The organism is Methylophaga sp. F-2, assembly GCF_056859315.1.
The window spans coordinates 118,780-143,669 of record NZ_JBSXOF010000019.1 but is presented as its reverse complement, the minus strand read 5'-3'; the positions used below and the strand labels follow the sequence as shown (position 1 = coordinate 143,669).

The following is a 24,890-nucleotide window of genomic DNA, read 5'->3' as shown; positions in this document are numbered from 1 at the left end:
CCTTGTTTTATTTTTTCAGACTTGATGTATCAATCTTTAGTTCTCTGGGTAATGAGAACTCAATGTTCTCTTTTAAACCGTCATCTTCGTATGACGAATCAACACCTAAGTCACGTAGTTTTTCAACGACTTGATTGACTAATATCTCTGGTGCTGAAGCACCAGCAGTCAGACCAATTCGATTTTTGTTTTCAAGCCATTGTGGATCTATTTGCTCTGCATTGTCTATTAAATATGCTGGCGTCCCCAATTTCTCTGATAATTCACGCAAGCGATTGGAGTTAGAACTATTCACGGAGCCTACTACTAATACCAGGTCACATTCATTCGCCAGTTTTTTTACAGCATCCTGTCTGTTTTGCGTGGCATAACAAATATCATCTTTGCTTGGGCCAATAATGTCGGGAAAATGCTCACGTAATGCATCAATTACCACGGATGTGTCATCAACAGAAAGGGTTGTTTGGGTAACAAAGGCCAATCGCTGTGGATTTTTCACTTTGAGTTTAGCGACATCTTCTGGAGATTCGACTAAATACATTCCACCTTCTGTCGAAGTATATTGCCCCATTGTGCCTTCGACTTCTGGATGTCCGGCATGCCCAATCAGAATACATTCCATATTCTGTTTCTCATAGCGAGAGACTTCCATATGTACTTTAGTCACCAATGGACAAGTGGCATCGAATACTTTTAAGTCCCTTTTGCGGCCTTCACTCTGAACTTTTTTAGATACACCATGTGCACTGAAAATCAGCGTATTTCCATCAGGTACTTCGTCTACTTCTTCAACGAAAATAGCGCCTTTATCTCGTAGTCCGTCAACAACAAAGCGATTGTGAACTACCTCATGGCGTACATAAACGGGCGCACCAAACAATTCCAGTGCACGTTCAACAATATCGATTGCACGATCAACACCCGCACAAAAACCTCGTGGATTCGCCAAAATGAGTTCTTTACTCATAAAACTGCCTTTGGATAAGAACCTAATATACGAAACATAGAAGATTCGTTTTCTAATAGAGAGAGTGCAGATGCTACAGCCGGTTCGTCAATGTGCCCTTCAATATCGATAAAAAACACATATTCCCAAATCCCCTTTCTGGATGGTCTGGACTCAATTCTGGTCATACTGATACTGTTATCAGCCAGCGGTTTTAACAAGGTTTGTAAAGCACCAGGTTTGTTTTTTGTTGCAACCAATAACGCAGTTTTGTCCACACCAGATGGGCCAACATTCTGTGTGCCAATCACTAAAAAGCGCGTAGTGTTATCCACTTCATCTTCAATATTTCTGGCTAAGATGGATAAGCCATAAATATCAGCTGCCCGATTGGCCGCAATGGCTGCACTGTTTTGAGGTTCTGCTGCGACACGTTTAGCGGCTTCGGAATTACTGTTAAGCGGAACCAATTCCGCTTGCGGAAGCTGTTCCATCAACCATTGTCGGCACTGCGCTATGGCTTGTGGATGTGCATAGACTTTGCTGATATCTTCCAGGTTTTTCTCTTTACTTAACAAATAATGATGAATACGAAGGGTCACCTCACCATTAATTTTCAAAGGCGACGAGATAAACCGATCTAAGGTATGCGAAACCATACCTTCCGTTGAGTTTTCTACAGGAACAACACCGTAACAAGCATGTGATGTCTCAACGGCATGGAAAACATCAGCAATCGTAGTCATCGGATGTAGCTCAACACTACCACCAAACTGCTTTTGTGCTGCCGCTTGAGTAAAAGAGCCTTCCGGACCGAGATACGCAACCTGCAAAGGTTTTTCTGCAGCCAGACAGGCGGACATAATTTCACGAAATAATCGTGCCACTTCTGCAGATGCCAGAGGCCCTTGATTTCGCTCCATCACTGTTCTGAGCACCATCGCTTCACGCTCAGGACGATAAAAGTCAGCCTGCTCACCACTATCCATTTTTATTCGAGCCACTTCTTGCGCCATCGCGGCCCTGTCATTCAACAGTTGTTGAATTTTTAAATCGATATCATCAATTTTTTGACGAATATTGGCTAAGGCTTCTTTTTCATTCATTGGCAGCAGTTACCCGTTTTTACGCTCAAACTCATTCATAAAATTGATAAGTGCATCAACACCATCTTCTGGCATCGCATTATAAATGCTGGCTCGCATGCCACCTAAATCACGATGGCCTTTGAGTGTTAATAAATTCTGTTCAGCGGCTTGCTGAAGGAATTGTTTATCAAACTTATCATCAGCCAGCGTAAACGGTACATTCATCCAAGAACGATAACGAATATCAACCGGATTACTATAAAAATCACTGCCATCAATGGCGGCATAAAGCTTGGCTGCTTTGCGTTGATTTAACTCTGCCATGGCCTCTAACCCACCTTGTTGTTTTAGCCAGTCAAAGACCAAGCCAGCCAGATACCAACTATAGGTGGCAGGTGTATTAAACATCGATCCATTATCGGCATGGGTTTTATAGTTCAGCATGGTCGGTGTACCCGGCAATACATCACCTAGTAAGTCCTTACGGATAATGACGATACATAAGCCTGCAGGACCGATATTTTTCTGAGCACCGGCGTAAATCATGCCGAATTTAGATACATCAATCGGACGAGACAAAATCGTCGAGGATAAATCGGCTACAAGTGGAATATCACCTACATCCGGGATGTCAGCAAACTCAAGGCCATGAATGGTTTCATTGGGCGTGTAATGCACATAAGCAGCATCGTTTGATAATGACCATTGTTCAGGGTCAGCAATCGTAGTGAAATGGTTTGCCGTAGAGTCTGTAACAATATTCACCTGACAAAATTGTTTAGCTTCCGCTATGGCTTTTGTAGACCAGGCGCCGGTATTGAGATAATCAGCCGTTTTTTTGCCGCGGAGCAAATTCATCGGAATCATAGGGAATTGAAGTGATGCACCGCCTTGTAAAAACAGCACGGCATAATCATCAGAAATACCCATTAATTCACGCAGATCGGCTTCTGCTTTTTCAGCGATTTTTGTATATTCCGGTCCGCGATGGCTCATTTCCATCACCGACATACCGGTCCCATTCCAATCAAGCATTTCCTGCTGTGCTTTTTGCATGACAGCATCAGGCAACATCGCAGGACCAGCACTAAAGTTATACGCTCTCAAATTTATTCTTCTATCGTTTCGTCAGTATCATCAGCATTGTCGATCGCTAAATCGACATCTTCGTCTTCATCTTCGATAACACGTTCAAGACCGACTAGTTTCTCACCATTACTGAGGTTAATTAATCTGACACCCTGTGTGTTACGACCCACCAAAGAAACATCCTTAACTGGAGTTCTCACTAGCGTGCCACCGTTGGTAATCAGCATAATCTGATTCTCATCACAGACTTGCACCGCCCCCACAACGTTACCGTTACGCGTCGACGTTTGAATTGAGATAATGCCTTGTCCACCACGACCCTGAACACGGTATTCAGCAAGATTAGTACGTTTACCGTAACCAAACTCTGTCGCTGTTAAGATAGCGCCCTCTTCTTCAGCAATAATCAGAGAAATAATTTTCTCATCTTCAGCTATGCGCATACCGCGGACACCACGCGAGACACGTCCCATGGAGCGAACATCTGTTTCAGCAAAACGGATAACTTTACCGGTATTGCTGAATAACATGACGTCAGAATGACCATCGGTAACCGCCACATCAATTAGCTGATCGCCTTCTTTCAGGTCAACCGCAATAATACCGTTAGCCCGAGGACGGGAGTAATCAACTAATGGCGTTTTCTTGACCGTACCAGAGGCCGTTGCCATAAAGATGAACTTATCGGCTTCAAATTCACGAATCGGCAATACCGCATTAATTTTTTCACCTTCTTCTAATGGCAATAGATTAATGATAGGTTTGCCTCGCGATGCACGGCTACCCTGAGGTAGTTCATACACTTTTTTCCAGTAGACCTTACCGGCGCTAGAGAAACATAAAAGTGTATCGTGTGTGTTAGCAATAAACAGATGTTCGATAAAGTCTTCATCTTTCATTGCTGTTGCTGCTTTGCCTTTACCACCGCGTTTTTGTGCCTGATAGGTATCAAGCTGCTGTGTTTTGGCATAGCCAGCATGTGACAACGTCACCACCATTTCTTCTTCGGTAATCAAATCTTCCAGTGTTAAATCAAGATGATTTGCCAGAATTTCTGTACGACGCTCATCACCGTATTCTGCATTAATCGCCACTAACTCTTCACGAATCACTGCCATCAAATTATCTGGGTCGCTCAAAATCGCTAATAATTCAGCAATCACATCCAGAACTTCACGGTACTCTTGCAGAATTTTGTCTTGTTCCAGACCTGTCAGACGATGCAAACGCATATCAAGAATAGCTTGTGCCTGCACCGGAGACAGATAATAAAGATTATCAACTAAGCCAAATTCATCTGCTAAGTCTTCCGGACGGGATGCCGCTGCGCCTGCCGCACCCAGCATTTCCAGAATCATGCCTGATGCCCACCCCTTAGACACTAAAGCTTCTTTCGCTTCAGCAGGGTTTGGAGAAGCTTTAATCAGTTCGATAACTTCATCGATATTGGCTAAGGCTGTCGCTAAACCTTCTAATACATGAGCACGTTCACGTGCTTTTCTTAGATCGTAAATCGAACGACGTGTTACGACTTCTCTACGATGGCGAATAAAGGCATCTAAAATTTCTTTCAGATTTAGCGTACGCGGCTGACCATCAACAATCGCCACCATGTTGATACCAAATACCGTTTGCATCTGCGTTTGCTGATACAAATTATTCAGTACAACTTCAGGTACTTCACCGCGCTTCAGTACAATCACCATACGCATACCGTCTTTATCCGACTCATCACGTAAGGCAGAAATACCTTCTATTTTTTTATCTTTAACAAGCTCGGCAATTTTTTCTAACAAGCGTGCTTTATTGACCTGATACGGCAGTTCTTTAACAACAATACTCTGCTGACCAGTGGCTTCATTCGTTTCGATGTCGGCGCGGGCGCGGATGTGAACACGGCCACGGCCTGTTTGGTAGGCTTCTGCAATACCACGTGCACCATTGATAATGCCTGATGTCGGGAAATCAGGTCCTGGCACATATTCCATTAATTCATGTGTAGTGACATCAGGATTATCAATAATCGCGATACAGGCATTAAGGATTTCAGTAAGGTTATGTGGCGGAATATTGGTCGCCATACCCACCGCAATACCTGATGATCCATTAACTAATAAAGCAGGGATTTTTGTAGGTAATACCGCAGGTTCAGATTCTGACTCATCATAGTTAGGGACAAAATCTACCGTTTCTTTTTCAAGATCGGCCAACATTTCATGAGCAATTTTAGCCATGCGTACTTCGGTGTAACGCATCGCAGCAGGCGGATCACCATCAACCGAACCAAAGTTACCCTGACCGTCAACCAGCATATAACGCATAGAGAACGGCTGAGCCATACGTACCATCGTGTCATATACGGCAGTATCACCATGAGGGTGATATTTACCAATAACATCACCGACGATACGAGCAGACTTTTTATATGGGCTGTTCCAGCTATTACCCAGTTCTCTCATCGCATACAGAACACGACGATGTACAGGTTTTAAACCATCACGAACATCAGGTAGCGCCCGTCCCACGATAACGCTCATAGCGTAATCGAGGTACGACTGCTTCATCTCGGTTTCGATACCTATCGAATCCAGTTCTAAGGCAATTTCACTCATTTATTGACCGTCCAAATAAAGCATAAGACTACATACCAGCCTGCTCACGAAATTTCAGTAAACAAGGGTGTAGCGTAGTCAGTTCTACATACATGGTTTATCAACCAGTCTCAGAAGACGAAACCAGCCGAAAGATTTCCAGATATAACTTCACAAATTTCAGCAACTTGCACAGGCACTACCGGAAACAGACATTTACCCCAAATGCAGGGCCACTGCGTCTAAACCACCAAACCTGTTATCCTACCACTAAAGCCCATATCCTGCACGCTAAACTCAAGATGCTACCTAGCATCTACTTTTGAAAAATATGCGCTTAAATCCTGCTCTAAAGTCGTTAGAAGTTCTTCAGTTCCCTGTTTCCAGCCTGTAACAACATTGCTCGGTGTCGCTTGTTCGATATCCACATCAACACGTAAGCCTGTTTGAAACAATAATTTCTCAGGGTTATCCGCTGCTGTCATGAAAAATTGCATCTCAATAACAGATTGAGGTGAATAAGCCGGCCGTTTTTCACCATAAAAAGCCGTTACTGCAGCGTCCATAGTGAAATCAGCAGGCACAGAGTCATCAGTGACCACTTTGCTGAATTGACCGCTCTTCTGTAACCAGCGTTTAAGAATATTGGTAAACATCACTTCCGGATCCACCAGAAACTGATGGGGATCAACGGCCTTATATTCATTTTCTCCAACACGGAAGATCAGAGTTTTACTTTTAAAATGTGGGACAACACGTACCGGATTAAGTCGCAATACACGATTGCTAGGAAAGTCAGCAGCCACATCAGGCCGTTCAACGTCCAACACATAATAACGTGGTGTCATATCCACTTCTTTCTCACCGCCGCCCCAGCTAAAACAAGAACTAAGCAGCAGAGATGTCGATAAAATAAAAACAGAAAAAAACAGTCGGGAATATAAAGTCAAAATGGTTCCTTTTGTAGTTAATTCGTTTGTCATTAAAAAGCGGACGATTACTGCCGATATAATAGACGCTGATCGCCAATTCGCTCAATGAGATTATTATGCAAAAGCTGAAAGCTAAAATCAGAGACATCCCTGACTTCCCTTCACCAGGCATTGTATTCAAGGATATTACGCCATTGGTACAAGACCCGATGCTGCTTAAGGAATGTATTGAAGAATTAATTCGTCCGTTTAAGCAAGAATCCATTACTGCGGTGGCGGGAATGGAAGCAAGAGGATTCATTTTTGGTTCCCTGGCGGCCTGGGAGCTCGGTGTTGGCTTTATTCCACTGCGTAAGCCAGGTAAATTACCTTATGATGTCCAGCGTATAGACTATGCACTTGAATATGGGACAGCCTCTTTAGAAGCCCACATTGACGCGATTAGTGCCGGTGACAGAATTTTAGTGATTGACGATGTGCTGGCTACTGGTGGAACGGCTCGGGCAAGCTGCGAATTAATCGAACATCTGGGTGGCGAAGTAGTCGCCTGTGCCTTTGTTATGGAACTTGGTTTTTTACAAGGCCGTAACAATTTAACGTCTTACCCTATACACACGCTAATAAGTTACTAAAATCATGTTGAAATTGATTATTGCCTCGCTGTTGTTTACCAGTTCTGTTTATGCCGAAGAGTTTCAGGCTCCGGTCACAGATACCAATTGGAACGTTATTGAGTCACCACTTGAGTGTTCGCTCATGCAAACCATACCCAGCTTTGGTCAGGCAGGTTTTTATCGTCGTAATGGTCAGGCATTACAACTAAAATTTATCACTGACAGCCTTTCAGCCGAACAAGACACCGTACTGTTAGAAATGTCTGCAGCGCCCTGGCAAAACACAGAGCAATACGACACATTAGCCACCTTGCCGACCATATCCGGTCAACGCGAATTTATTTTTGACGGAGTATTAGCACAACAAGCACTGGCAAAAATGCAGGATGGCCGTTTCCCGATCATCCGTTATCAATCTCAATCTTATAATGGCGATACCACGGTGAAGTTATCCACGGTGAAGTTCAATGATTCCTTACCCGCATTTCAACAGTGTTTAAGCAATCTATATCCAGATAGCTTTGATGAAATCAGAAAACTCACCGTTTATTTTGAATCAGAAAAAGCGAATCTGGACAAAGCCTCTATCAATGCGCTCACACGGGTAGCTGAGTATGTAAAAGTGGATGACAGTGTGAATCAAATCATCATCACCAGTCATACCGATAGCTTTGGTCGTAAACGCTTAAATGTGCCGTTATCAGAAGCACGGGCTAAAACCATTCGTGACTTTTTTGTTAGCAAATATGAAGTTCCAGCAGAGAAAATCGTACTGCGTTCCTTTGTTGATCATGATCCTGCTGCAACGAATAAAACCCCGAAAGGACGAGCCTATAATCGCCGGGCTGAAATTGAATTAGTCAGGTAAAAGTCTTTTCGACAAAGCTAATTAGTGTCACCATTACATACCGTTTATTACTGCTCCATTGAGCTAAAGGAAGAGAATGAATCAAGAAGCAGTCATGGCACTGTCAGTTATTGGAATTATCGCCATCGTATGTCAGTGGCTGGCCTGGTGGATTAAATTACCCGCCATTGTTCTGTTATTAATCGCAGGTATTATTCTTGGTCCGGTAACCGGCTGGTTAGACCCTGAAGGCTTATTTGGTGACTTACTCTTTCCTACAGTGTCTCTGGCCGTTGCTGTCATTCTGTTTGAAGGAAGTTTGACACTTAAATTTGAAGAAATACGCGGTTTACAAAAAGTTGTTCGTAATATTTTAACCCTTGGTGTGCTCATCACCTGGTCCGCTATCGCGGTTGCCACACATATTCTTCTGGATTTCCCCTGGGCTCTGGCCATTTTATTTGGTGCCATTATGGTGGTAACCGGTCCTACCGTTATCGTCCCCATGCTGAGAACCGTTCGGCCAAATGCCAAAATTTCGAATGTGTTGCGTTGGGAAGGTATTGTTATTGATCCACTCGGTGCCATTCTTGCCGTTTTGGTGTTCGAAGTGCTTTTATCCATACAACTTCAAGGACATGCAGAAGTTGGTCATACCCTTTATATGTTCGCTAAAACCATTGCAGTGGGTTTGGTAATTGGTGCGACGGCAGGATATGGTTTTGGCCTGTTACTGCGCCGACATTTATTACCTGAATACTTGCACAATGTGGCAGCTCTGGCACTGGTCTTTGGCACTTTTGCCGTATCGAACGAAATTTCTGAAGAATCGGGTTTGCTTACTGTTACCGTGCTCGGTATCTGGTTGGCCAATATGAAAAATGTGCAAGTTGAAAACATCCTCGACTTTAAAGAAGATCTGAGTATCTTTCTGATTTCCGGCTTATTTATTTTACTTGCTGCACGCCTTAACCTTGACTCATTTACCCAGCTTGGTCTGGGTGCGGTCATCCTGTTCTTATTTATTCAGTTTGTCGTACGTCCAGTGAAAGTGTTTCTTTGCTCGATTGGTTCAGACTTAACATGGCAAGAAAAAGCGATGATCAGTTGGATTGGGCCACGCGGTATTGTTGCCGCAGCGGTGACTGCATTATTTGCTCTTCGTTTACAGGACATTGGTTATGATAAGGCCGACCTGCTAGTACCATTATCGTTTGCCATTATTATCGGTACCGTTCTTGTACAAGGTGCTACCGCTAAATTTATTGCAAAACGTCTGGGTGTTGCCGAACCCGATGACAGTGGTTTTCTTATTGTTGGTGCTAATTCAGTTGCCCGTGTGGTGGCTCAGGCATTAAACGATAATGGCTTTAGAACCCGTCTCACCGATGGTAGCTGGAGCAATGTCAAAGAAGCCCGTATGAAAGGCATGGATACTTACTATGGTAATGCGGTGTCTGAACATGCTGACCGTCACCTGGATCTTATTGGACTGGGCCAAATACTGGCACTAACGCCACAGAGCGAACTCAATGCACTGGCGTGTATGCGCTATAAATCGGAATTTGGCAGTAACCGCGTTTACTTTTTATCAACTGATAAAGAAAAAGATAAAGAACGCAGCATCGTCAAATCGCGAAAAGCTATCAGTCATGACTCGCATGTGCTCTTCGGTAATGAAATTACCTATGCCAAAATGGCCAGCCTGATTTCAAAAGGCGCCAAAATAAAACAAACCAAGTTGACTGAAAACTTTAGTTTTGCCGATTACTTGCGTGAACATGGTCGCCGCGTCACACCATTGTTTGCATTTAACCCCCGCAAACGTCTGCGCTTTTTTACCGCTGCAGAATCATTGCAACCAGAAATGGGCTGGACCATTGTCGCTCTGGTGCAAGATGAAGGCGATCTGACCCCAGCTGAAATGAGTGGACCTGAAGTCGATGGCAGTCTTGATGAAAATCGTTTGCCTTCATAACAAAAGATTTCATGATCAAAGCCGATATATCAACTAGGAATAAATGGTTGAGGTAGATGTAACACCATGGCTGAAGACAATAACGACATTATCGAAGAAGCGACTGATGAAAGCCCTAGTCCCGAACCGGAGCAAAGGTCAGAGCGCGATAACGATAGTAAAGACAAAGGCGATAGCAAACAGAAGTCAAAATTACTTGGCCTATCGACATCGCTACTGATAAAAATCGGGATTGGTCTGGCAGCTTTATTGCTTATTGGTGGTTTAGCGGCTTTTTTTCTGATGGGTTCAGATGATACAGCTGAGGAAGCCGATCCCATGCTTATTGAAGACGGTGATGCCGTTTCGGAGTCAGATGTTACAGATCCTGTCTCTGCAGATAACGAGGAAGAAACAGCCTTACCTCCCGTTGATATCGATATGGAAAGTGACGAAGAAGAAAGTGTCACAGTTCCCACCGTGGTAAAAAAACAAACCGATGAAAATGGCAATATTATCCCATCGGATAACCTGATCGATCCTCTGCCTGATGTCGATAATTCAATGGTGGCCACAGATACAGCGCCCGAGTCAGCTCCGACAGTCAATGATACATCAACGGGAACCGATGCCTCGCCCACTAACAGCCCAGGAACAAATACAGCAAGTACAGATACAACTTCGCCGGACAAATTGCTAAAAGAAGTCATGGCATTACAGCAGCAATTGAATAAACAACAATCGACAAACCAGGAGCTGATTAAACAAATCCAACAATTGTCGAATGAAAATAAACATCTCAAAAATGAAGATCTGACAGCCAGTGACTATGTTGCTCCTGCGACACCCTCATTTACTGATGATAAGCAAGCCGAGTCAAGCGGCGATAAACTTATTCAGTATCAGGAATACCGCTACAGTCAGCAGCATAAACTAGATATCGGACCACAGTGGGGAGAGGTTAAACCTGATCTGGGTAAAAACTGATCTCTTGCCACAAATCCAATAATTGTCGTGTGACTTTTTTGTAATCATTCGCTTGCGTAATAGCTGTAATCATCGCGACCGAGCCGACGCCAGTGGCCTTGAGTTGCTCTGCTCGTTCAACGGTAATGCCGCCGATAGCCACAACTGGATAGTGACCTTTTAATAAATCGACCCATTGTTGTAAGCGCTCTATGCCCTGAGGAGAAAACGGCATCTGCTTACTGGTGGTTTCATAAATGGGCCCCAAAGCAATATAGCTTGGATTCACGGCAAGAGCTCGAGCAAGCTCCCAATAAGAGTGCGTAGAAATACCTAATCTTAACCCTGCCTCAGCCAATGTTTTTAAATTGGCATCATGCAGATCTTCCTGCCCCAGATGCACACCATAGGCGCCCAATTCAATCGCCGTTTGCCAATGGTCATTGACAAAAAACCGTACCGATTTATCGTTTAAATAAGCTAGAGCAGATACGATTTGTTGTTTTGTCGACTCATCATCCAAATCTTTTACCCGCAGTTGGATGGTATGAATACCTTCATCAATAAGCTTTTCCACCCAATCTGCGTTATCTACCACCGGATAAATACCTAATTCAGGGCAATTGGAGAAATTAAAGGTCTGCCCAATCAGTTCAGGCTGATAACAAAGCTTAGGAAAATCCACTAAGGCAATATCTTGCTGACTATGTCTGATGACCTGATACGGCCCAGCCTTTGCTGAAAGCCGTATGCCACGACTCACATAAGCCTTGGCAAGCACAACGGCATCACGGAGATCTTGTCCACAGGCAAGCTGTGAGGCCAATGCAGAAGCCAATACACAACCTGTGCCACGAACCTGGCTTACCGTTTTATCGTTATAAAGATAAAAATCCGCTAATTCAGATGAAAAATAATCTATTGCTAAGGCACTCTCAGCATGTCCCCCTTTAATCAAACACGCTGACACACCTTTTTGACGTAATGATTTCGCCCCTTCTTCCACACTGAGATTCGTTCGTGTCAACGCCGCCAACTCAGGCAGGTTTGGTGTGACTATGGTCACTAAGGGAATAATCTCATCACGGATGAACGCTTTCACCTCATCAGGTACGGTCACACCACCACTGGTACTCGCAAGCACCGGATCTAAAATGACTGGCCCGCTAAAATCCAACAGCATTTCTTTGATGTATTGTGCTGTGATGATATGTGGTATCAGACCGATCTTTATCGCTTTGATATCAAAATCTGCAATACAGTTTTCATACTGCGCCATTATCTTCGATGGACTCACCAAACCCAACTCTGTCAGCCCTTGCGAACTCTGCTCAGTTAACGCGGTGATTAATGACAATGGGTGACAACCATGATTCTGAACCGTCATGATATCAGCACTGATGCCAGCACAACCTTGCGGATCCAACCCTCCGATTAAAAGCACGGCAGGCTTTTGAACAGGATTATCCATGTTGTTGCCAGATTGGCTGATCTAAGGTCGGTGTACTGGGTTTGGCGTTATCACGTTTAGGCATCACCCCTGCTTCATAGGCCAAACGCCCCGCATTAATGGCATCCGCAAAAGCATAAGCCATTTTCTCTGGCTCCAGTGCTTCGGCAATTGCGGTATTGAGTAAAATTCCGTCATAACCTAACTCCAGTGCCTGAACAGCATCAGAGGGTTTGCCTATCCCCGCATCAACCAATAATGTGATGTCTGGTAAACGTTCACGAAGTGTTTTTAAGGCATAAGGATTGAGTAATCCCTGCCCGGTACCAATAGGTGCTCCCCACGGCATCAAAACTTCACAGCCCAGCTCCACCAGCTTCTGACATAACACCAGATCATCTGTGCAATAAGGAAACACTTTAAAGCCATCTTCAATCAGTATTTTAGTGGCTTCAACTAAGGCAAACGGGTCGGGTTGCAAGTTGTAACTGTCTCCCAATACTTCTAGTTTGACCCAGTCGGTATCAAATAACTCTCTGGCCATATGTGCGGTGTTAACGGCTTCTTTTACACTGTAGCAACCTGCAGTATTGGGTAATAGATGGCAGTTTAAAGACTCTATCATTTGCCAGAACTGGCCACCGCTTTGTTTATCTGCTGATGTTTGTCGTCGTAATGACACGGTAATCACTTCCGCCTTTGAAGCTCTGATGGCGTCCACCATCACTTTCGGCGAAGGATAGAGTGCAGTCCCAATAAAGAGTCGACTACTCAGCGTTTGCCCATACACTTGCCAATTGGATGCTTTCATCTCAACCTCCACTAATCGGAGACACGATATCGATGCGATCTCCCCCTTGAATGACCACATCTTGCCAGCGTGATTTCGCTACCATTTCATCATTAATGATAATGACAAAGCGGCCATTGAAATCCTGCTTAGCTACAAATTCCGATACGGTCTGCTTGTGATTAATATCTAGCGGTTCCCCATTCAACTGAACCTGTAACATAAGGTTAGATGTCATATAACGCTCCAAACTTTATCTGTTCTTTATTCCCAGCCAGCACCTGACATAAATCATCAACGACAGCAGGTGCAAACAAATAACCATGCCGATAAAAACCATTAATGATATAGCCCCAGTCAGTACGTTTTATGGTCGGCAGATTATCGGGAAGACCGGGTCGACAATGTGCCGCCATTTCCAGAATACGTGCTTCGGCAAAGCCTTTATGCAGGCTATACAAGGCCGACATTAACTCCAGGGCACTTCGGACAGTAAGCTGAGAACGATCATCACTTTCGATAACGGTCGCACCCAGTACATATTCATTATTTGGTCGTGGCGCCAGATAAAAAGGGTAACGTGGATGCATCAGCCGAATAGCATGTTTAAAGTCGACCTCGGGTGCCTGTACTCTTATCACTTCACCACGCACACTGCGTAATTCAGCTAAGTTCGCTCTACCGCCATTACCACGACAATCCAGTACCGCATCAAACTCATCGGCTGAGCGCTTTAAATAAGCTTGTGTCAAACGTTCGATTTCAATGTGATTTAATTCACCAATATCAGCGGTTTTCACCCACTCAGCATGCGTTTCAATAAACGTTGTCAGCTGTTTATATAGCTGACGATTATCAATACAGGACTCTTGCTCAAACAACAGGGCTTGCTCAAAACGCTCAGCAAGCTCTGGCTCACGTTCGGCCAGCGAGGTTTTATCAAGACGCTGAAAATCTCCCGCTTCCAGCACATGATTCGCCCGCTGCTCAAAACGCGCCATTTCAGCTTTATCGCCCTGATGAGCGACCACCAGCGTGCCATGATTCTGATAAAAAACCGGTTCGTCTAATTCACTTAACCACTCCGGCCAAAGTGCATACGAACGAAGCCCGATTGTTTTCACCAAAGGCTCTGACGTCACCGCTTCTGTTGCCGGTGCGACCATGGATGCTGCAATGAAACCGGCACTGTCTGTACCGGTTTTATCGTCTTTAGATAACAGGCTTACTCGATAGCCTGCCTGAATCAGACGCCAAGCTGTCAGGCGTCCGATCAGGCCACTACCGATGATGAGATAATGGCTCATCAAACTTGGCGATAAATTTTGCTGCCACCTTCCTTGAATTCCTGAGATTTCTCAGCAAAGGCGGCTTTCACATCATGCGAAATCTTCATTGAGCAGAACTTAGGTCCACACATTGAACAGAAATGCGCTACTTTCGCTTTTGGTTGCGGCAACGTTTCATCGTGATATTCACGGGCAGTGTCAGGGTCCAAACCAAGATTAAACTGATCTTCCCAGCGGAATTCAAAACGGGCTTTAGAAATCGCATCATCTCGAATTTGTGCACCAGGATGACCTTTACCTAAGTCCGCCGCGTGTGCAGCAATTTTGTAAGTAATGATGCCGGTTTTCACATCATCTTTATTCGGCAAACCCAAATGTTCTTTGGGTGTGACATAACAGAGCATTGCGGTGCCGAACCAACCGATCATCGCCGCGCCAATTCCGGAAGTGATATGGTCATAACCAGGCGCAATATCCGTCACCAATGGACCTAAGGTGTAGAACGGCGCTTCATGGCACCATTCCAATTGCAGATCCATATTTTCTTTGATCTTGTGCATCGGCACATGACCCGGACCTTCGATCATGACTTGCACATCATGTTTCCAGGCAATGGTCGTCAACTCACCTAAGGTTTTTAATTCAGCAAGTTGGGCTTCATCATTGGCATCCGCCTGCGAGCCTGGACGTAAACCATCACCCAGTGAAAATGACACGTCATAAGCTTTCATGATTTCGCAGATATCTTCGAAATGAGTGTAAAGAAAGCTTTCTTCATGATGCGCCAGACACCATGCCGCCATAATCGAGCCACCGCGCGAAACAATACCCGTTGTACGGTTTACCGTCAGTGGAATATGCGCCAATCGAACACCGGCATGGATAGTGAAATAATCCACTCCCTGCTCAGCTTGTTCAATTAAGGTATCTCTGAACACTTCCCAGGTCAGGTCTTCAGCGACACCATTCACCTTTTCCAGTGCCTGATAAATCGGCACCGTACCTACTGGCACGGGTGAGTTACGGATGATCCACTCTCGGGTCTGATGAATATGTTTACCGGTAGATAAATCCATAATTGTGTCACCGCCCCAGCGGGTACTCCACACCATTTTTTCGACTTCTTCTTCAATCGACGAAGTGGTCGCAGAGTTACCAATATTGGCATTAATTTTTACCAGAAAATTACGACCGATAATCATCGGCTCGGTTTCTGGATGATTGATATTGGCAGGAATAATGGCACGACCTTCAGCCACTTCTTTTCGTACAAACTCGGCTGTAATGTAGTGATCCATATTCTCAGGCAGCTCGCCACGCTGTGCTAAGGCTTCACGCCCCATACTTTCACGAATGGCAATATATTCCATTTCAGGGGTAATGATGCCCTGACGTGCGTAATGCATTTGGCTAACATTTTTTCCCGCTTTTGCTTTACGAGGTAAACGGCGGTGATTAAACAGTGGAATATCAAAATCCTGAGCATCTTGCTCACGGGTATATGCCGAACTGAACTGGGCTAACTGTTCAGTGTCATCCCGCTCATCGATCCAGGTTTGACGTATTAATGGCAGCCCTTTTTCAATATCAATGGTCGCTTTTGGATCGGTGTATAAACCCGAAGTGTCATATACAACAACAGGTTCGTTAGGAATAGCAGGCAAGTCAGGATTGGCGTTGGGTGTATCGGTTAGATGAATCTGACGGAATGGCACCAGTAAATCGTCGCGGCTGCCTTTGATGTAAAACTTCTCACTCCCCGCCAAAGGCTCAGTCGTAATGCCACTACGGTCTTTAATGTTAATAACTTTATTGGATTGTGTAGACACGTCTCTTCCCCTAAATGAAAACCACGACGGGGAAGATGAGATCGTTGCGCGAAAGCGAACAAGAAGACAGACACCAAACGAAAATGGATCTCGAGTGTAAAACAGGTGTCCTGCTTGTTTCCTACGGAGGTTCTAGCCTCTTCAGGTTCAACGGGTTTCATCTCAGCCTTTCCGGATTATTCCGGGCGGGCACCCCGACAAGTGATTCGCATGGTAAATCAAAAAGGGTTTTTTGCACAAGCCTCATCTGGCACAATAGTCGCCAACTTTGACTTAAATCCTTAGGCAGCCGCACGCTCATGGCAAATAAAAATGACGATACCGATGAGGACGAATTTGCATTATTTCGCCAAGAAATGCGCGATGCTACCCGTATCCGCCAAAACCGTCTGATTCATAACAAACCCAAACCTGTTGCAAAAGCTATCCGGCAAAAAATTATTGATGATGAATATCAGGGTGAACCATTCTCTGATATGTTTTCTCCAGAAACCGTAGGCAATGAGGAATACCTCGAATACCGTGGCCCCGGTATTCAGCACAAACTATTCGGCAAGCTGCGTAATGGCAAGGTGCATATTGAAGCAGAATTAGACTTACACGGTATGACCATTGCCAAAGCCGAACCGACACTGTCCGAGTTTTTAGAGTTCTGCCAGCAGCAACAAATTCGTTGCGTGCGTATCATCCATGGTAAAGGCTGGGGCTCGCGTGATAACAAGCCTGTACTAAAGAGCAAACTCAATCACTGGTTAAGACAAAGTCAGAGCGTGCTCGCATTTTGCAGTGCGACGGTAGATGATGGCGGCACAGGTGCGTTATACGTGCTCCTTAAAAGATTATTTCATGAATAATGGCTGTTTTTATCGTTTAGGTTAGAGTTAATGAATCCAATACTGGTTAGTGTGTCCTTGCTGGTTTGCAGCAATATTTTTATGACGTTTGCCTGGTACGCTCACCTAAAAGAACTCAACAATAAACCCTGGATTATTGCCGCATTGATAAGCTGGGGAATCGCATTATTCGAATACTTATTACAAGTACCCGCCAACCGCATTGGCTTTACCATACTCAATGTGGGCCAGTTAAAAATTCTTCAGGAAGTGATCACCTTAATGGTGTTTATTCCCTTTTCCGTGTTCTACCTGAAAGAACCCCTTAAACTCGACTATCTATGGGCTGGCCTGTGTTTAGTTGGTGCGGTTTATTTTGTGTTTCGAAGTAAACTTACCTAAGTTACCGTGGCAAAAAACGGTTAAAACATATCAAGCACTCAGTCTAAATCTGTCTGGCAGCTTTAGTGCATCGTGCACGTCACGGTTGCTTAGCAACGGTGGTTTTTTGCATTTTATCTGCGGTGACCACAAAGCATGCTTGTTTGTTTTCAGCAAGATGCCGACACAAGGTTGTCGCTTCAGATTTTGCTGCGAAATTACCCAGCTGGAGGCGATAAAAATCCGGTTTTTCTGTATTTTCGACAGGTTCAGTAATCGTTGTCTCATATTTCTGAACGATAGCGGCTGATTTTTTTGTTAGCTGCGTTAATGCGATATCTACCTGCTGTCTTGACCTAAACGCCCCGACTTGTACACGGTAGACAGTAGTCATCACTGACTTTGGTTTTGTCTCTGGTTTTACTTGTGTAAGCTTGGCGGGTTCATCAAGCTTTTCTGATGACGGTTTTTCTCTTGCTTCTAACAACGAAGTGTCAACTGAAGATTGTTCTGCAAGAATCTGATTTTCTTTATTTTTTTCATCCACTTCATTCACTTCATTCACTAAATCCGGCAAACCAGGTGGTTTATCCGTTATCAAATGGTTGTCGCGATTAGTCAGCATTAAGGCATTGGCTTTTTCAATCTGACTGCGGCTTAACTCGGTTTTCAGTTGTGCCTGCTTCACAATCGCCTGAGGCTGATTTTGTTCACTGGCCAGACTAAACCAGGAATAGGCAGCGACTTTATCCTGTTTAACGCCTTCACCATTCAGTAACATTTCACCCAGTTGATATTGAGCCTGAGGATCCCCCTGTTTGGCTGCCTTTTCAAACCAATGAAAAGCCTTTTCTTTATGATGATTAATGGCTGTTTTTGCCATTTGTTTGTCTCTGAATGCCTTAGTTAAGGTATCAGCGTTCATTAATTCTTCTGCGCTTAATCTGTCTCTTATGGCCATGCGGTCAATCATGGCTTGTTTATGCTGTTTTTCGCTAGCTAACGTTAACCATGAATAGGCAGCGACTTTATCTTGTTTTACGCCCTGACCGTTTAATAACAAAATAGCTAACATCCACTGTGCTTCAGCAACATTGTTTTCTGCAGCTTGATGCCATGCCTGATAGGCGGTCTGAAAATCACCTTGTTTATAGGCAGCAATGCCATCCTGAATATCATCTGCAAACACGTCTACAGTGAACAGAGCTAGGTAAAACAGTAAAGCGAGAATCGACAGCCATTGTATATGCAGAGATATTTTCATTATTGTGCGAACCTTTTCAACGCGCTGATGATCATCGATAGCGTAAATACTTTTTCACGTACAGAGAAGACGTTATCATTTTAAAAACACTTTTTGATATAAAAACTTATGACACCTGAACAGCTTCAGCAATATCTTTATCAACACATTCCTTTATCGGCGGCCATGGAGGTCTCTGTTGATCATGTCAGCCATGATAAAGTCGTGCTAAGAGCCCCTCTAACACCGAATATTAATTATCATGAAACCGTGTTTGGCGGCAGCGCATCAACATTGGTGATTCTGTCTGCCTGGTCATTATTAAATACTCGGTTACATCAGGCTGCTATCGAGTCTACGCTCGTCATACAACGTAATACGATGGAGTATGAAAAACCAATTAGCGGTGAATTTACCGCCACAGCGCAACTTGAATCAACACAAGACTGGGCTAAATTTCTACGCCATTTTTCACGTATGGGTAAAGCACGAACAACGGTAATCTCAACACTGCATTACAATCAACAACGCGCAGGATTCTTTCGCGGTGAATTTGTTGCCTTGACCAAATAATCCATTTTCAACCATCAGCAGATAGATACAGTACAATCGTCGTCTTTTTATTCATCCAGCGACGTAAAAACAGAAATTATCATGGCTGACGCAAGACCTATTGGCATATTCGACTCTGGTATTGGTGGCTTACCGATCGCTAAACAAGTCCGCTCTTTTATGCCAAATGAGAACCTTATCTACCTTGCCGATACCTTACATGCCCCCTATGGCGAGAAAACAGAAGCATATATTCTGGAGCGTTCGCTCAACATTACTGACTATCTATTACAACGTGACGTAAAAGCCATTGTTGTCGCCTGTAATACTGCCACTCTTGTCAGTATCAAAACCTTACGTGAGCGCTACCCTATTCCATTTATCGGCGTAGAACCAGGTTTAAGACCGGCGGCTTTAAATACAAAAACTGGCGTGATTGGTGTTTTAGCCACAGCAAAAACCCTGACCAGTCAATCGTTTCATGATCTTGCTCAACGTGTTGCCATGGGCGCAACCGTCGAAATTCAGCCTTGCCCTGACTTAGTGTTATTAGTAGAGGCCTTAAAGCTAAGCGATGAAGAAGCTTCCGCTACAGTACAAACGTATGTACAGCCGTTACTGGATAAAGGCGCCGATACCATTATTCTCGGTTGTACACATTTCACTCACCTCAAGACGGTGATCCAAAAAGTGGTTGGAGAAACCGTTAATGTCATCAGTACGGAAGAAGCCGTCGCCCGAGAAGTCAACAGACGACTTCAGCAAGAGAATTTACTCTCTGCTCAGCAGACTCCTGGCTCGACCTTATTGTTAACTAACAGTGAGCGAAGCAGATTCGAGCAGCAAGTTGACACTCTTTGGGGCAAAGCCGCTATTGATACTTTCTGAACCTTTGGCCTTAAAGCTCTGGCAACGTTAGATCCGTAAAAACGGTTTCAGCTTTCGTTGTCATAAAGACCTGGGCATCATATTGCTCGACAAAACAAGCGTTTAAGGTGACATCTTCATAAAGCCAATAGATAAACCCACCCTGTTCAACGCGCCGACGCCAGTTATAACGGCATTGCACCCAGCCATCAGCTAATTGAGAAATCAGCCTGGGCTCTGATTGAGCTGTTTTATATTCCAGTGTTTTGTTAGGCAAGGAAATACGGAAGCGGTCAATAATAAAATCCACTTGTTCATGGACAAGGTACTGAATCCGTTTCCCTTCAATATCATCACCGTGCTGATCAAGCAGAACTTGATTATCTAGCACCCACTCCGCAGGGGGAATATGGACAAGATATCGGTCCGGTAAACTCATTCGCTGCTGTTGATATTGCTTACTTTGCTGACTTTTATCCCACTGCTTCACAATGGTTTGAACGATTAACATGGGCATTTTAAGTATTTTTGAACAAATCCATCTCTGTTAGATGCCCTTTCTGACCATGCGGTTCAGAACGCAAATACTGAGCAGGGGCTTCAACCTTACCGTCCAGCTCAGCCGCAGCCTGCCAAGCCCAGTGAGGGTTATATAAAATGCCTCTCGCCATAGCGATGGCATCCGCTCGTTCATCAGCCAATATTTGTTCAGCTTGATGTGGTTCAGTAATCAAGCCCACAGCAATCACTGGCATCGATATATACGGCTTAATCGCTTCAGCCAGTGACACCTGATAACCTGCTTCGACGGGTATTTCTTGCTGTGGTGATAAACCTCCACTACTCACATGCAAGTAATGACAATTGAGCTTGTCCAGTTCAATAGCCAGTGTCGTGCTCTGCTCAACATCCCAACCACCAGGAACCCAGTCGGTCGCTGAGATTCTAACACCGACAACTATGTTCTCGGGAACACAGGCGCGTACAGCGCTAAAGACATCCAGAGTCAGACGCATTCTGTTTTCCAGACTGCCACCAAACTCATCCTGCCGTTGATTGCTCAATGGCGATAAAAACTCATGTAATAAATAACCATGAGCAGCATGAACTTCAATGACCTCAAATCCCAGGTCTGCAGCACGTTTTGCAGCCTCAACAAACTGTTGCACAATAGCGGCAATATCATGCTGACTGGCAGCGAGAGGAACAGGTCCATCTTCATGAAAAGGCAATGCCGACGGAGCAATAACTTGCCAACCGTTCTTATCCTCAGGCGATATCGGTGCCCCGCCATGCCATGGTTTTTGTGTGGAAGCTTTCCTGCCAGCATGGGCCAGTTGGATACCCATAGGAATATTTGAATATTTTCTAATGGCAGTAAGCGTCTTCGCTAAAGCAGACGCTGTAGTGTCATCCCATAAACCCAAATCACCGTAAGTAATTCGACCTTCAGCGCAAACGGCTGCGGCTTCGAGGATGAGCAATCCGGCACCAGATAAAGCCAATTGCCCTAAGTGGATAGTATGCCAATCCTGGGCTTGTCCATCCTCGGCTGAATACTGACACATCGGTGCGATGATCAATCGGTTCTTCAATGTCAATGGTCCGATGTCTACCGGCGAAAATAACACACTCACTCCACGTTCCTCATAAATCTATTACAACACGCCAAAAACTAGGGTTGCTCCTGTACTGATGTATCATGCAAGCTTCTTGGCCAGGCGGTTATCAACGCTTTTAATAAAGTCGCCAGCGGAATGGCAAAGAATACGCCCCATACTCCCCATATTCCGCCAAAAAACAGCACGGCAAGAATGATAGAAACAGGATGCAAATTGACAGCTTCCGAAAATAAAATCGGCACCAACACATTGCCATCAAGCGCCTGGATAATGCCATAAGCAATCAGGATATAGGCAAACTGTTCTGTGAGGCCAAACTGAAAACCTGCTACCGCGGCAACAGGTAGTGTGGCCACAGCGGCGCCAATAAATGGAATTAACACAGAGAAGCCCACTAAAACCGCCAACAGTGCAGTGTATTGCAAGCCAAAGAATGTGAAAGTAGCGTAGCTGACACCACCAACGATGATAATTTCAACCACTTTGCCACGCACATAATTGGCAATCTGATCATCCATTTCATTCCAGATACGGTTCATCAAACCTCGTTTTTCTGGCATAAAAGACAGCACAAAACTCACTAGTTTTTCCCGGTCTTTCAACATAAAAAAGACAAGAATGGGCACTAACACCAGATAAATAATTAAGCCAATCACATTTCCCAGCGAGGCAATAGACAAAGAAACAGCCCGTTGACCGTAGACTGTGAATTGTTTTGCTGTGCTGGAAATCCAGCTTTGTATCTCATCAGGTTTGATTAAGTTCGGGTAATGGGTATGCAGGTTCATCAACCAGTCTTCACCATTTGACAGCATTTTTGGTGTTTCCTGAACCAAATTAACCAGCTGATTCCATAATAGTGGCATTAATAAAAAGCCCATGGCTAACATCAAGCTGACAAACCCCAGAAAGACAATGGCCACCGCTACCATATTGGGCACACGGCGTCGGGTCAACATATTTACTACACCTTGTAATAAAAACGCGATGACCAGTGCAGTAAAAAACGGCGCCAGCATCCCGCCCAGCCAGATTACAACGGCAAAACCGAGTACTAATACAATCAGCAGTATGACGGCTTCTTCATCAGAGAAATAACGTTCTGTCCATTTGCGTAGAATTGATCGCAGTGTCATTAGCCTGTTTATCCTCAGCTATAATTGATTGGCAACGCTGATATTCTGTCACATCCCATCTGTCTATGCTGATAAGAAATTACCGACAACAGCGTGAATGCTTTTATCGTAAACGAAGGAGTGGTAATGAAAAGCTTAGGGAACAATATCTGGTATGTTGATGGCGATAGTGTGCCCTTTTATACCCTTCCTTACACCACACGTATGGTGATCGTTCGCTTAAGCGATAATAGCTTATGGATTCACAGCCCAATCAAACTCACCCAGGAGTTAGCGACGCAAATTGATGCACTCGGTCAGGTACATTTTTTAATTGCACCCAATAAGTTACACCATCTGTTCTTGAAAGACTGGCAACAACATTACCCTTCAGCAGCCATTTTTGGTACAGAGCAAGTCGCTGAAAAACGATCAGATATTAAATTTAAGGGTATCCTCAATTCTGATTTCATGCCGCCCTGGCAAGACGACATACAACAGTGCCTGTTTACTGGCTCAAAAGCGATGCAGGAATGTGTGTTTTTCCATCGTGACAGTAAAACACTTATCGTTACTGATTTAATTGAGAACTTTCCGGCTGATGCTTTTCCACCCTTCAAACGTTTTCTGGCAAAAATAAGTGGCATACTTGCCCCAAACGGCAAAATGCCCATCGACTGGCGCCTCAGTTTTAACAAAGATATTGCCAGAAAGCACATACAACACATTATTAGCTGGCAACCTGAAAAAATTGTAATGGCACATGGTTTAATTATTGATGAGCAGGCCGTGTCCTTTTTAGAAAAGGCATTTAGCTGGGTAAAACTGCCACGCTATATAGCGTGAGCAAGATGTTTTTTAGCGGTGATTTAGCTATTTTTTTGCTGACCTCCGTCCTGCTCGCAATGACGCCAGGCCCGGACAATTTATACGTGCTCACACAATCTGCACTTTATGGCCGCAAAACAGGTGTAATTATTACCTTGGGATTATGTAGCGGTCTGATTGTCCATATCTTGGCAGTGGTCATAGGCATAGCAACATTATTAACGACCAGCCCCGCTGCCTTTTTATTGCTAAAAGTCATCGGCGCCAGTTATTTACTCTATTTAGCTTGGCGCGCATTTAAAGCCGCTCCTATATCAACTTTAAAAGATGGAGCGTCGTTGCATAATTCAATAGCCTTATTAAGAACCGGCTTTTTGATGAATGTCAGCAACCCCAAAGTAGCGATATTTTTTCTGGCTTTTTTACCGCAATTTGTTGAAGCCGATAAAGGCTATGTGTCAGTACAGATTTTATGTTTAGGACTTATTTTTATGGCAAGTGCGCTGTTAGTATTTTTTGTAATAGCAATGAGCGCAGCTAAGTTGGGGAAATGGTTATTACGGTCAGCCTATGCACAAAATATTCTCCATACCTTCACCGCCGTCATATTTATACTTCTGGCCAGCCGACTATTATTTATTCAACCATAGCTATCAATATGATTACCCAGTTTGCTGCGAGTATCTTCGTCGGCAATCGATATAGGCTCTGCTGGCACAACCTCTGCCACCTGGGTTTTCTGTTCTGCTTTCTCTTGCTGCCGTTTTAACGCTTCCAATTGCTGTATCTGTGCCTGCAGTAATTCGATCTGTTTTTGAATGGCTTCAGCTTGTTTTAGCGAATCTTCGCTGGGCTCCTGCCCTAGTTCTTTGAGCTTATTAAATAAATCGACCATTTTTTTCTTTAATGCAGCAATACGTGAATCAAGCGATGTGCCACTAGGCGCTTGTTGTTTTGTTGTACCGCTGCTGCGAACTGATGAGAGATCGACATTCATAATAGATATCCAAACAAGTAAGTAAGAAAGTCCTTTTCTATACACATCGTCATAGAGCCGCTTT

General features: G+C 44.3%; 25 protein-coding genes and 1 riboswitch. Of the genes, 10 read left to right on the top strand and 15 right to left on the bottom strand.

All coding sequences use genetic code 11. The annotated features are described in order from the left end of the window. Positions 1 to 7: 7 nt before the first annotated feature. The 5 genes from ispH to AC13DA_RS09940 all read right to left on the bottom strand — a co-directional run bounded on the left by ispH (position 8) and on the right by AC13DA_RS09940 (position 6,664). On the bottom strand, positions 8 to 967 hold the full coding sequence (ispH, locus tag AC13DA_RS09960) for a 4-hydroxy-3-methylbut-2-enyl diphosphate reductase (protein WP_007144888.1): 960 nt from the start codon (positions 965 to 967) through the stop codon (positions 8 to 10). Continuing rightward, positions 964 to 2,052: a prephenate dehydratase gene (pheA, locus tag AC13DA_RS09955; RefSeq protein WP_273180655.1), complete on the bottom strand. Its 1,089-nt coding sequence runs from the start codon at positions 2,050 to 2,052 to the stop codon at positions 964 to 966. Before pheA ends, ispH begins: the two co-directional genes overlap by 4 nt. 9 nt (positions 2,053 to 2,061) lie before the next feature. Continuing rightward, positions 2,062 to 3,108, bottom strand: coding sequence for a 3-phosphoserine/phosphohydroxythreonine transaminase (gene serC / locus AC13DA_RS09950; RefSeq protein WP_431522807.1), 1,047 nt, complete (start codon positions 3,106 to 3,108; stop codon positions 2,062 to 2,064). Between the two features lie 35 nt (positions 3,109 to 3,143). After that, on the bottom strand, positions 3,144 to 5,735 hold the full coding sequence (gyrA, locus tag AC13DA_RS09945) for a DNA gyrase subunit A (protein ID WP_284451286.1): 2,592 nt from the start codon (positions 5,733 to 5,735) through the stop codon (positions 3,144 to 3,146). Between the two features lie 284 nt (positions 5,736 to 6,019). Beyond that, on the bottom strand, positions 6,020 to 6,664 hold the full coding sequence (locus AC13DA_RS09940) for an ABC-type transport auxiliary lipoprotein family protein (RefSeq protein ID WP_284451287.1): 645 nt from the start codon (positions 6,662 to 6,664) through the stop codon (positions 6,020 to 6,022). A 98-nt stretch (positions 6,665 to 6,762) separates the two neighbouring features. On the opposite strand from AC13DA_RS09940, the gene AC13DA_RS09935 reads away from it, so the two are divergent. The 4 genes from AC13DA_RS09935 to AC13DA_RS09920 all read left to right on the top strand — a co-directional run bounded on the left by AC13DA_RS09935 (position 6,763) and on the right by AC13DA_RS09920 (position 11,051). Continuing rightward, a complete protein-coding gene (locus AC13DA_RS09935; RefSeq protein WP_284451288.1) occupies positions 6,763 to 7,278 on the top strand; it encodes an adenine phosphoribosyltransferase in 516 nt (171 codons plus the stop codon). Between the two features lie 4 nt (positions 7,279 to 7,282). Next, on the top strand, positions 7,283 to 8,128 hold the full coding sequence (locus tag AC13DA_RS09930) for a flagellar protein MotY (protein ID WP_284451289.1): 846 nt from the start codon (positions 7,283 to 7,285) through the stop codon (positions 8,126 to 8,128). A gap of 76 nt (positions 8,129 to 8,204) precedes the next feature. Beyond that, positions 8,205 to 10,085 carry a cation:proton antiporter gene (locus AC13DA_RS09925; RefSeq protein WP_007144881.1) on the top strand — a complete coding sequence of 627 codons (1,881 nt, stop codon included), beginning with the start codon at positions 8,205 to 8,207 and terminating at the stop codon, positions 10,083 to 10,085. Positions 10,086 to 10,151: 66 nt separating this feature from the next. After that, complete coding sequence (locus AC13DA_RS09920) at positions 10,152 to 11,051, top strand: hypothetical protein (RefSeq protein ID WP_284451290.1); 900 nt, start codon at positions 10,152 to 10,154, stop codon at positions 11,049 to 11,051. Here the strand turns inward: AC13DA_RS09920 and thiE are convergent. Genes thiE through thiC form a run of 5 tightly spaced genes read right to left on the bottom strand, consistent with a single transcriptional unit; the run spans position 11,026 to position 16,388 of the window. Then, on the bottom strand, positions 11,026 to 12,501 hold the full coding sequence (gene thiE, locus AC13DA_RS09915; protein WP_284451291.1) for a thiamine phosphate synthase: 1,476 nt from the start codon (positions 12,499 to 12,501) through the stop codon (positions 11,026 to 11,028). The two genes, AC13DA_RS09920 and thiE, sit on opposite strands and share 26 nt — an antisense overlap. Beyond that, the gene (locus AC13DA_RS09910; RefSeq protein WP_284451292.1) at positions 12,494 to 13,291 is read right to left on the bottom strand and encodes a thiazole synthase; all 798 of its coding nucleotides are present in this window, start codon (positions 13,289 to 13,291) and stop codon (positions 12,494 to 12,496) included. Before AC13DA_RS09910 ends, thiE begins: the two co-directional genes overlap by 8 nt. 1 nt (position 13,292) lies before the next feature. Continuing rightward, the gene (gene thiS, locus AC13DA_RS09905) at positions 13,293 to 13,508 is read right to left on the bottom strand and encodes a sulfur carrier protein ThiS (protein WP_284451293.1); all 216 of its coding nucleotides are present in this window, start codon (positions 13,506 to 13,508) and stop codon (positions 13,293 to 13,295) included. Next, positions 13,498 to 14,577 (bottom strand): FAD-dependent oxidoreductase, encoded by a 1,080-nt coding sequence (locus AC13DA_RS09900; RefSeq protein ID WP_284451294.1) that lies wholly within the window; start codon positions 14,575 to 14,577, stop codon positions 13,498 to 13,500. The genes thiS and AC13DA_RS09900 overlap by 11 nt, the downstream gene beginning before the upstream one ends. Then, positions 14,577 to 16,388, bottom strand: coding sequence for a phosphomethylpyrimidine synthase ThiC (gene thiC, locus AC13DA_RS09895; RefSeq protein WP_284451295.1), 1,812 nt, complete (start codon positions 16,386 to 16,388; stop codon positions 14,577 to 14,579). Before thiC ends, AC13DA_RS09900 begins: the two co-directional genes overlap by 1 nt. Positions 16,389 to 16,489: 101 nt before the next feature. After that, positions 16,490 to 16,595, bottom strand: a riboswitch (TPP riboswitch). A gap of 92 nt (positions 16,596 to 16,687) precedes the next feature. Between thiC and AC13DA_RS09890 the strand changes: the two genes are divergently transcribed. Both AC13DA_RS09890 and AC13DA_RS09885 read left to right on the top strand, forming a co-directional pair. Beyond that, positions 16,688 to 17,242, top strand: a complete 555-nt coding sequence (locus tag AC13DA_RS09890; protein ID WP_284451296.1) for a Smr/MutS family protein — start codon at positions 16,688 to 16,690, stop codon at positions 17,240 to 17,242. 30 nt (positions 17,243 to 17,272) lie between these two features. After that, positions 17,273 to 17,623, top strand: coding sequence for a DMT family protein (locus AC13DA_RS09885; protein WP_284451297.1), 351 nt, complete (start codon positions 17,273 to 17,275; stop codon positions 17,621 to 17,623). Positions 17,624 to 17,702: 79 nt separating this feature from the next. Here the strand turns inward: AC13DA_RS09885 and AC13DA_RS09880 are convergent, their stop codons facing one another. Then, positions 17,703 to 18,866, bottom strand: a complete 1,164-nt coding sequence (locus AC13DA_RS09880) for an SPOR domain-containing protein (RefSeq protein WP_482945919.1) — start codon at positions 18,864 to 18,866, stop codon at positions 17,703 to 17,705. Between the two features lie 108 nt (positions 18,867 to 18,974). On the opposite strand from AC13DA_RS09880, the gene AC13DA_RS09875 reads away from it, so the two are divergent. Together AC13DA_RS09875 and murI are read left to right on the top strand one after the other, a co-directional pair. Further along, complete coding sequence (locus AC13DA_RS09875; protein WP_482945918.1) at positions 18,975 to 19,418, top strand: YiiD C-terminal domain-containing protein; 444 nt, start codon at positions 18,975 to 18,977, stop codon at positions 19,416 to 19,418. Positions 19,419 to 19,499: 81 nt separating this feature from the next. Beyond that, on the top strand, positions 19,500 to 20,285 hold the full coding sequence (murI, locus tag AC13DA_RS09870) for a glutamate racemase (protein WP_482945917.1): 786 nt from the start codon (positions 19,500 to 19,502) through the stop codon (positions 20,283 to 20,285). 10 nt (positions 20,286 to 20,295) lie between these two features. Here the strand turns inward: murI and AC13DA_RS09865 are convergent, their stop codons facing one another. Genes AC13DA_RS09865 through AC13DA_RS09855 form a run of 3 tightly spaced genes read right to left on the bottom strand, consistent with a single transcriptional unit; the run spans position 20,296 to position 23,022 of the window. Beyond that, positions 20,296 to 20,781 (bottom strand): hypothetical protein, encoded by a 486-nt coding sequence (locus AC13DA_RS09865; protein ID WP_482945916.1) that lies wholly within the window; start codon positions 20,779 to 20,781, stop codon positions 20,296 to 20,298. Between the two features lies 1 nt (position 20,782). Next, positions 20,783 to 21,901: an NADH:flavin oxidoreductase/NADH oxidase gene (locus AC13DA_RS09860; RefSeq protein ID WP_482945915.1), complete on the bottom strand. Its 1,119-nt coding sequence runs from the start codon at positions 21,899 to 21,901 to the stop codon at positions 20,783 to 20,785. Between the two features lie 38 nt (positions 21,902 to 21,939). Continuing rightward, on the bottom strand, positions 21,940 to 23,022 hold the full coding sequence (locus AC13DA_RS09855; protein ID WP_284722810.1) for an AI-2E family transporter: 1,083 nt from the start codon (positions 23,020 to 23,022) through the stop codon (positions 21,940 to 21,942). Between the two features lie 126 nt (positions 23,023 to 23,148). On the opposite strand from AC13DA_RS09855, the gene AC13DA_RS09850 reads away from it, so the two are divergent. Further along, entirely contained in the window at positions 23,149 to 23,847 is a 699-nt protein-coding gene (locus AC13DA_RS09850; RefSeq protein WP_482945914.1) for a DUF4336 domain-containing protein, read from the top strand. A gap of 5 nt (positions 23,848 to 23,852) precedes the next feature. Beyond that, a complete protein-coding gene (locus AC13DA_RS09845) occupies positions 23,853 to 24,479 on the top strand; it encodes a LysE family translocator (RefSeq protein WP_482945913.1) in 627 nt (208 codons plus the stop codon). Here AC13DA_RS09845 and AC13DA_RS09840 read toward each other — a convergent pair. Further along, complete coding sequence (locus tag AC13DA_RS09840; RefSeq protein WP_284722813.1) at positions 24,470 to 24,826, bottom strand: FlxA-like family protein; 357 nt, start codon at positions 24,824 to 24,826, stop codon at positions 24,470 to 24,472. The genes AC13DA_RS09845 and AC13DA_RS09840 overlap by 10 nt on opposite strands. Positions 24,827 to 24,890 lie beyond the last annotated feature (64 nt).

Coding starts and splice junctions, on each gene's coding strand:
- AC13DA_RS09930 (WP_284451289.1), top strand. CDS start 7,283: ATGTTGAAATTGATTATTGCCTCGCTGTTGTTTACCAGTTCTGTTTAT.
- AC13DA_RS09890 (WP_284451296.1), top strand. CDS start 16,688: ATGGCAAATAAAAATGACGATACCGATGAGGACGAATTTGCATTATTT.
- AC13DA_RS09910 (WP_284451292.1), bottom strand. CDS start 13,291: ATGAAAGCATCCAATTGGCAAGTGTATGGGCAAACGCTGAGTAGTCGA.
- AC13DA_RS09900 (WP_284451294.1), bottom strand. CDS start 14,577: ATGAGCCATTATCTCATCATCGGTAGTGGCCTGATCGGACGCCTGACA.
- thiE (WP_284451291.1), bottom strand. CDS start 12,501: ATGGATAATCCTGTTCAAAAGCCTGCCGTGCTTTTAATCGGAGGGTTG.
- AC13DA_RS09865 (WP_482945916.1), bottom strand. CDS start 20,781: ATGCCCATGTTAATCGTTCAAACCATTGTGAAGCAGTGGGATAAAAGT.
- AC13DA_RS09850 (WP_482945914.1), top strand. CDS start 23,149: ATGAAAAGCTTAGGGAACAATATCTGGTATGTTGATGGCGATAGTGTG.
- murI (WP_482945917.1), top strand. CDS start 19,500: ATGGCTGACGCAAGACCTATTGGCATATTCGACTCTGGTATTGGTGGC.
- gyrA (WP_284451286.1), bottom strand. CDS start 5,735: ATGAGTGAAATTGCCTTAGAACTGGATTCGATAGGTATCGAAACCGAG.
- AC13DA_RS09925 (WP_007144881.1), top strand. CDS start 8,205: ATGAATCAAGAAGCAGTCATGGCACTGTCAGTTATTGGAATTATCGCC.
- thiS (WP_284451293.1), bottom strand. CDS start 13,508: ATGACATCTAACCTTATGTTACAGGTTCAGTTGAATGGGGAACCGCTA.
- ispH (WP_007144888.1), bottom strand. CDS start 967: ATGAGTAAAGAACTCATTTTGGCGAATCCACGAGGTTTTTGTGCGGGT.
- AC13DA_RS09845 (WP_482945913.1), top strand. CDS start 23,853: ATGTTTTTTAGCGGTGATTTAGCTATTTTTTTGCTGACCTCCGTCCTG.
- AC13DA_RS09880 (WP_482945919.1), bottom strand. CDS start 18,866: ATGAAAATATCTCTGCATATACAATGGCTGTCGATTCTCGCTTTACTG.
- AC13DA_RS09935 (WP_284451288.1), top strand. CDS start 6,763: ATGCAAAAGCTGAAAGCTAAAATCAGAGACATCCCTGACTTCCCTTCA.
- pheA (WP_273180655.1), bottom strand. CDS start 2,052: ATGAATGAAAAAGAAGCCTTAGCCAATATTCGTCAAAAAATTGATGAT.
- AC13DA_RS09875 (WP_482945918.1), top strand. CDS start 18,975: ATGACACCTGAACAGCTTCAGCAATATCTTTATCAACACATTCCTTTA.
- AC13DA_RS09920 (WP_284451290.1), top strand. CDS start 10,152: ATGGCTGAAGACAATAACGACATTATCGAAGAAGCGACTGATGAAAGC.
- serC (WP_431522807.1), bottom strand. CDS start 3,108: ATGTTGCCTGATGCTGTCATGCAAAAAGCACAGCAGGAAATGCTTGAT.
- AC13DA_RS09855 (WP_284722810.1), bottom strand. CDS start 23,022: ATGACACTGCGATCAATTCTACGCAAATGGACAGAACGTTATTTCTCT.
- AC13DA_RS09885 (WP_284451297.1), top strand. CDS start 17,273: ATGAATCCAATACTGGTTAGTGTGTCCTTGCTGGTTTGCAGCAATATT.
- AC13DA_RS09840 (WP_284722813.1), bottom strand. CDS start 24,826: ATGAATGTCGATCTCTCATCAGTTCGCAGCAGCGGTACAACAAAACAA.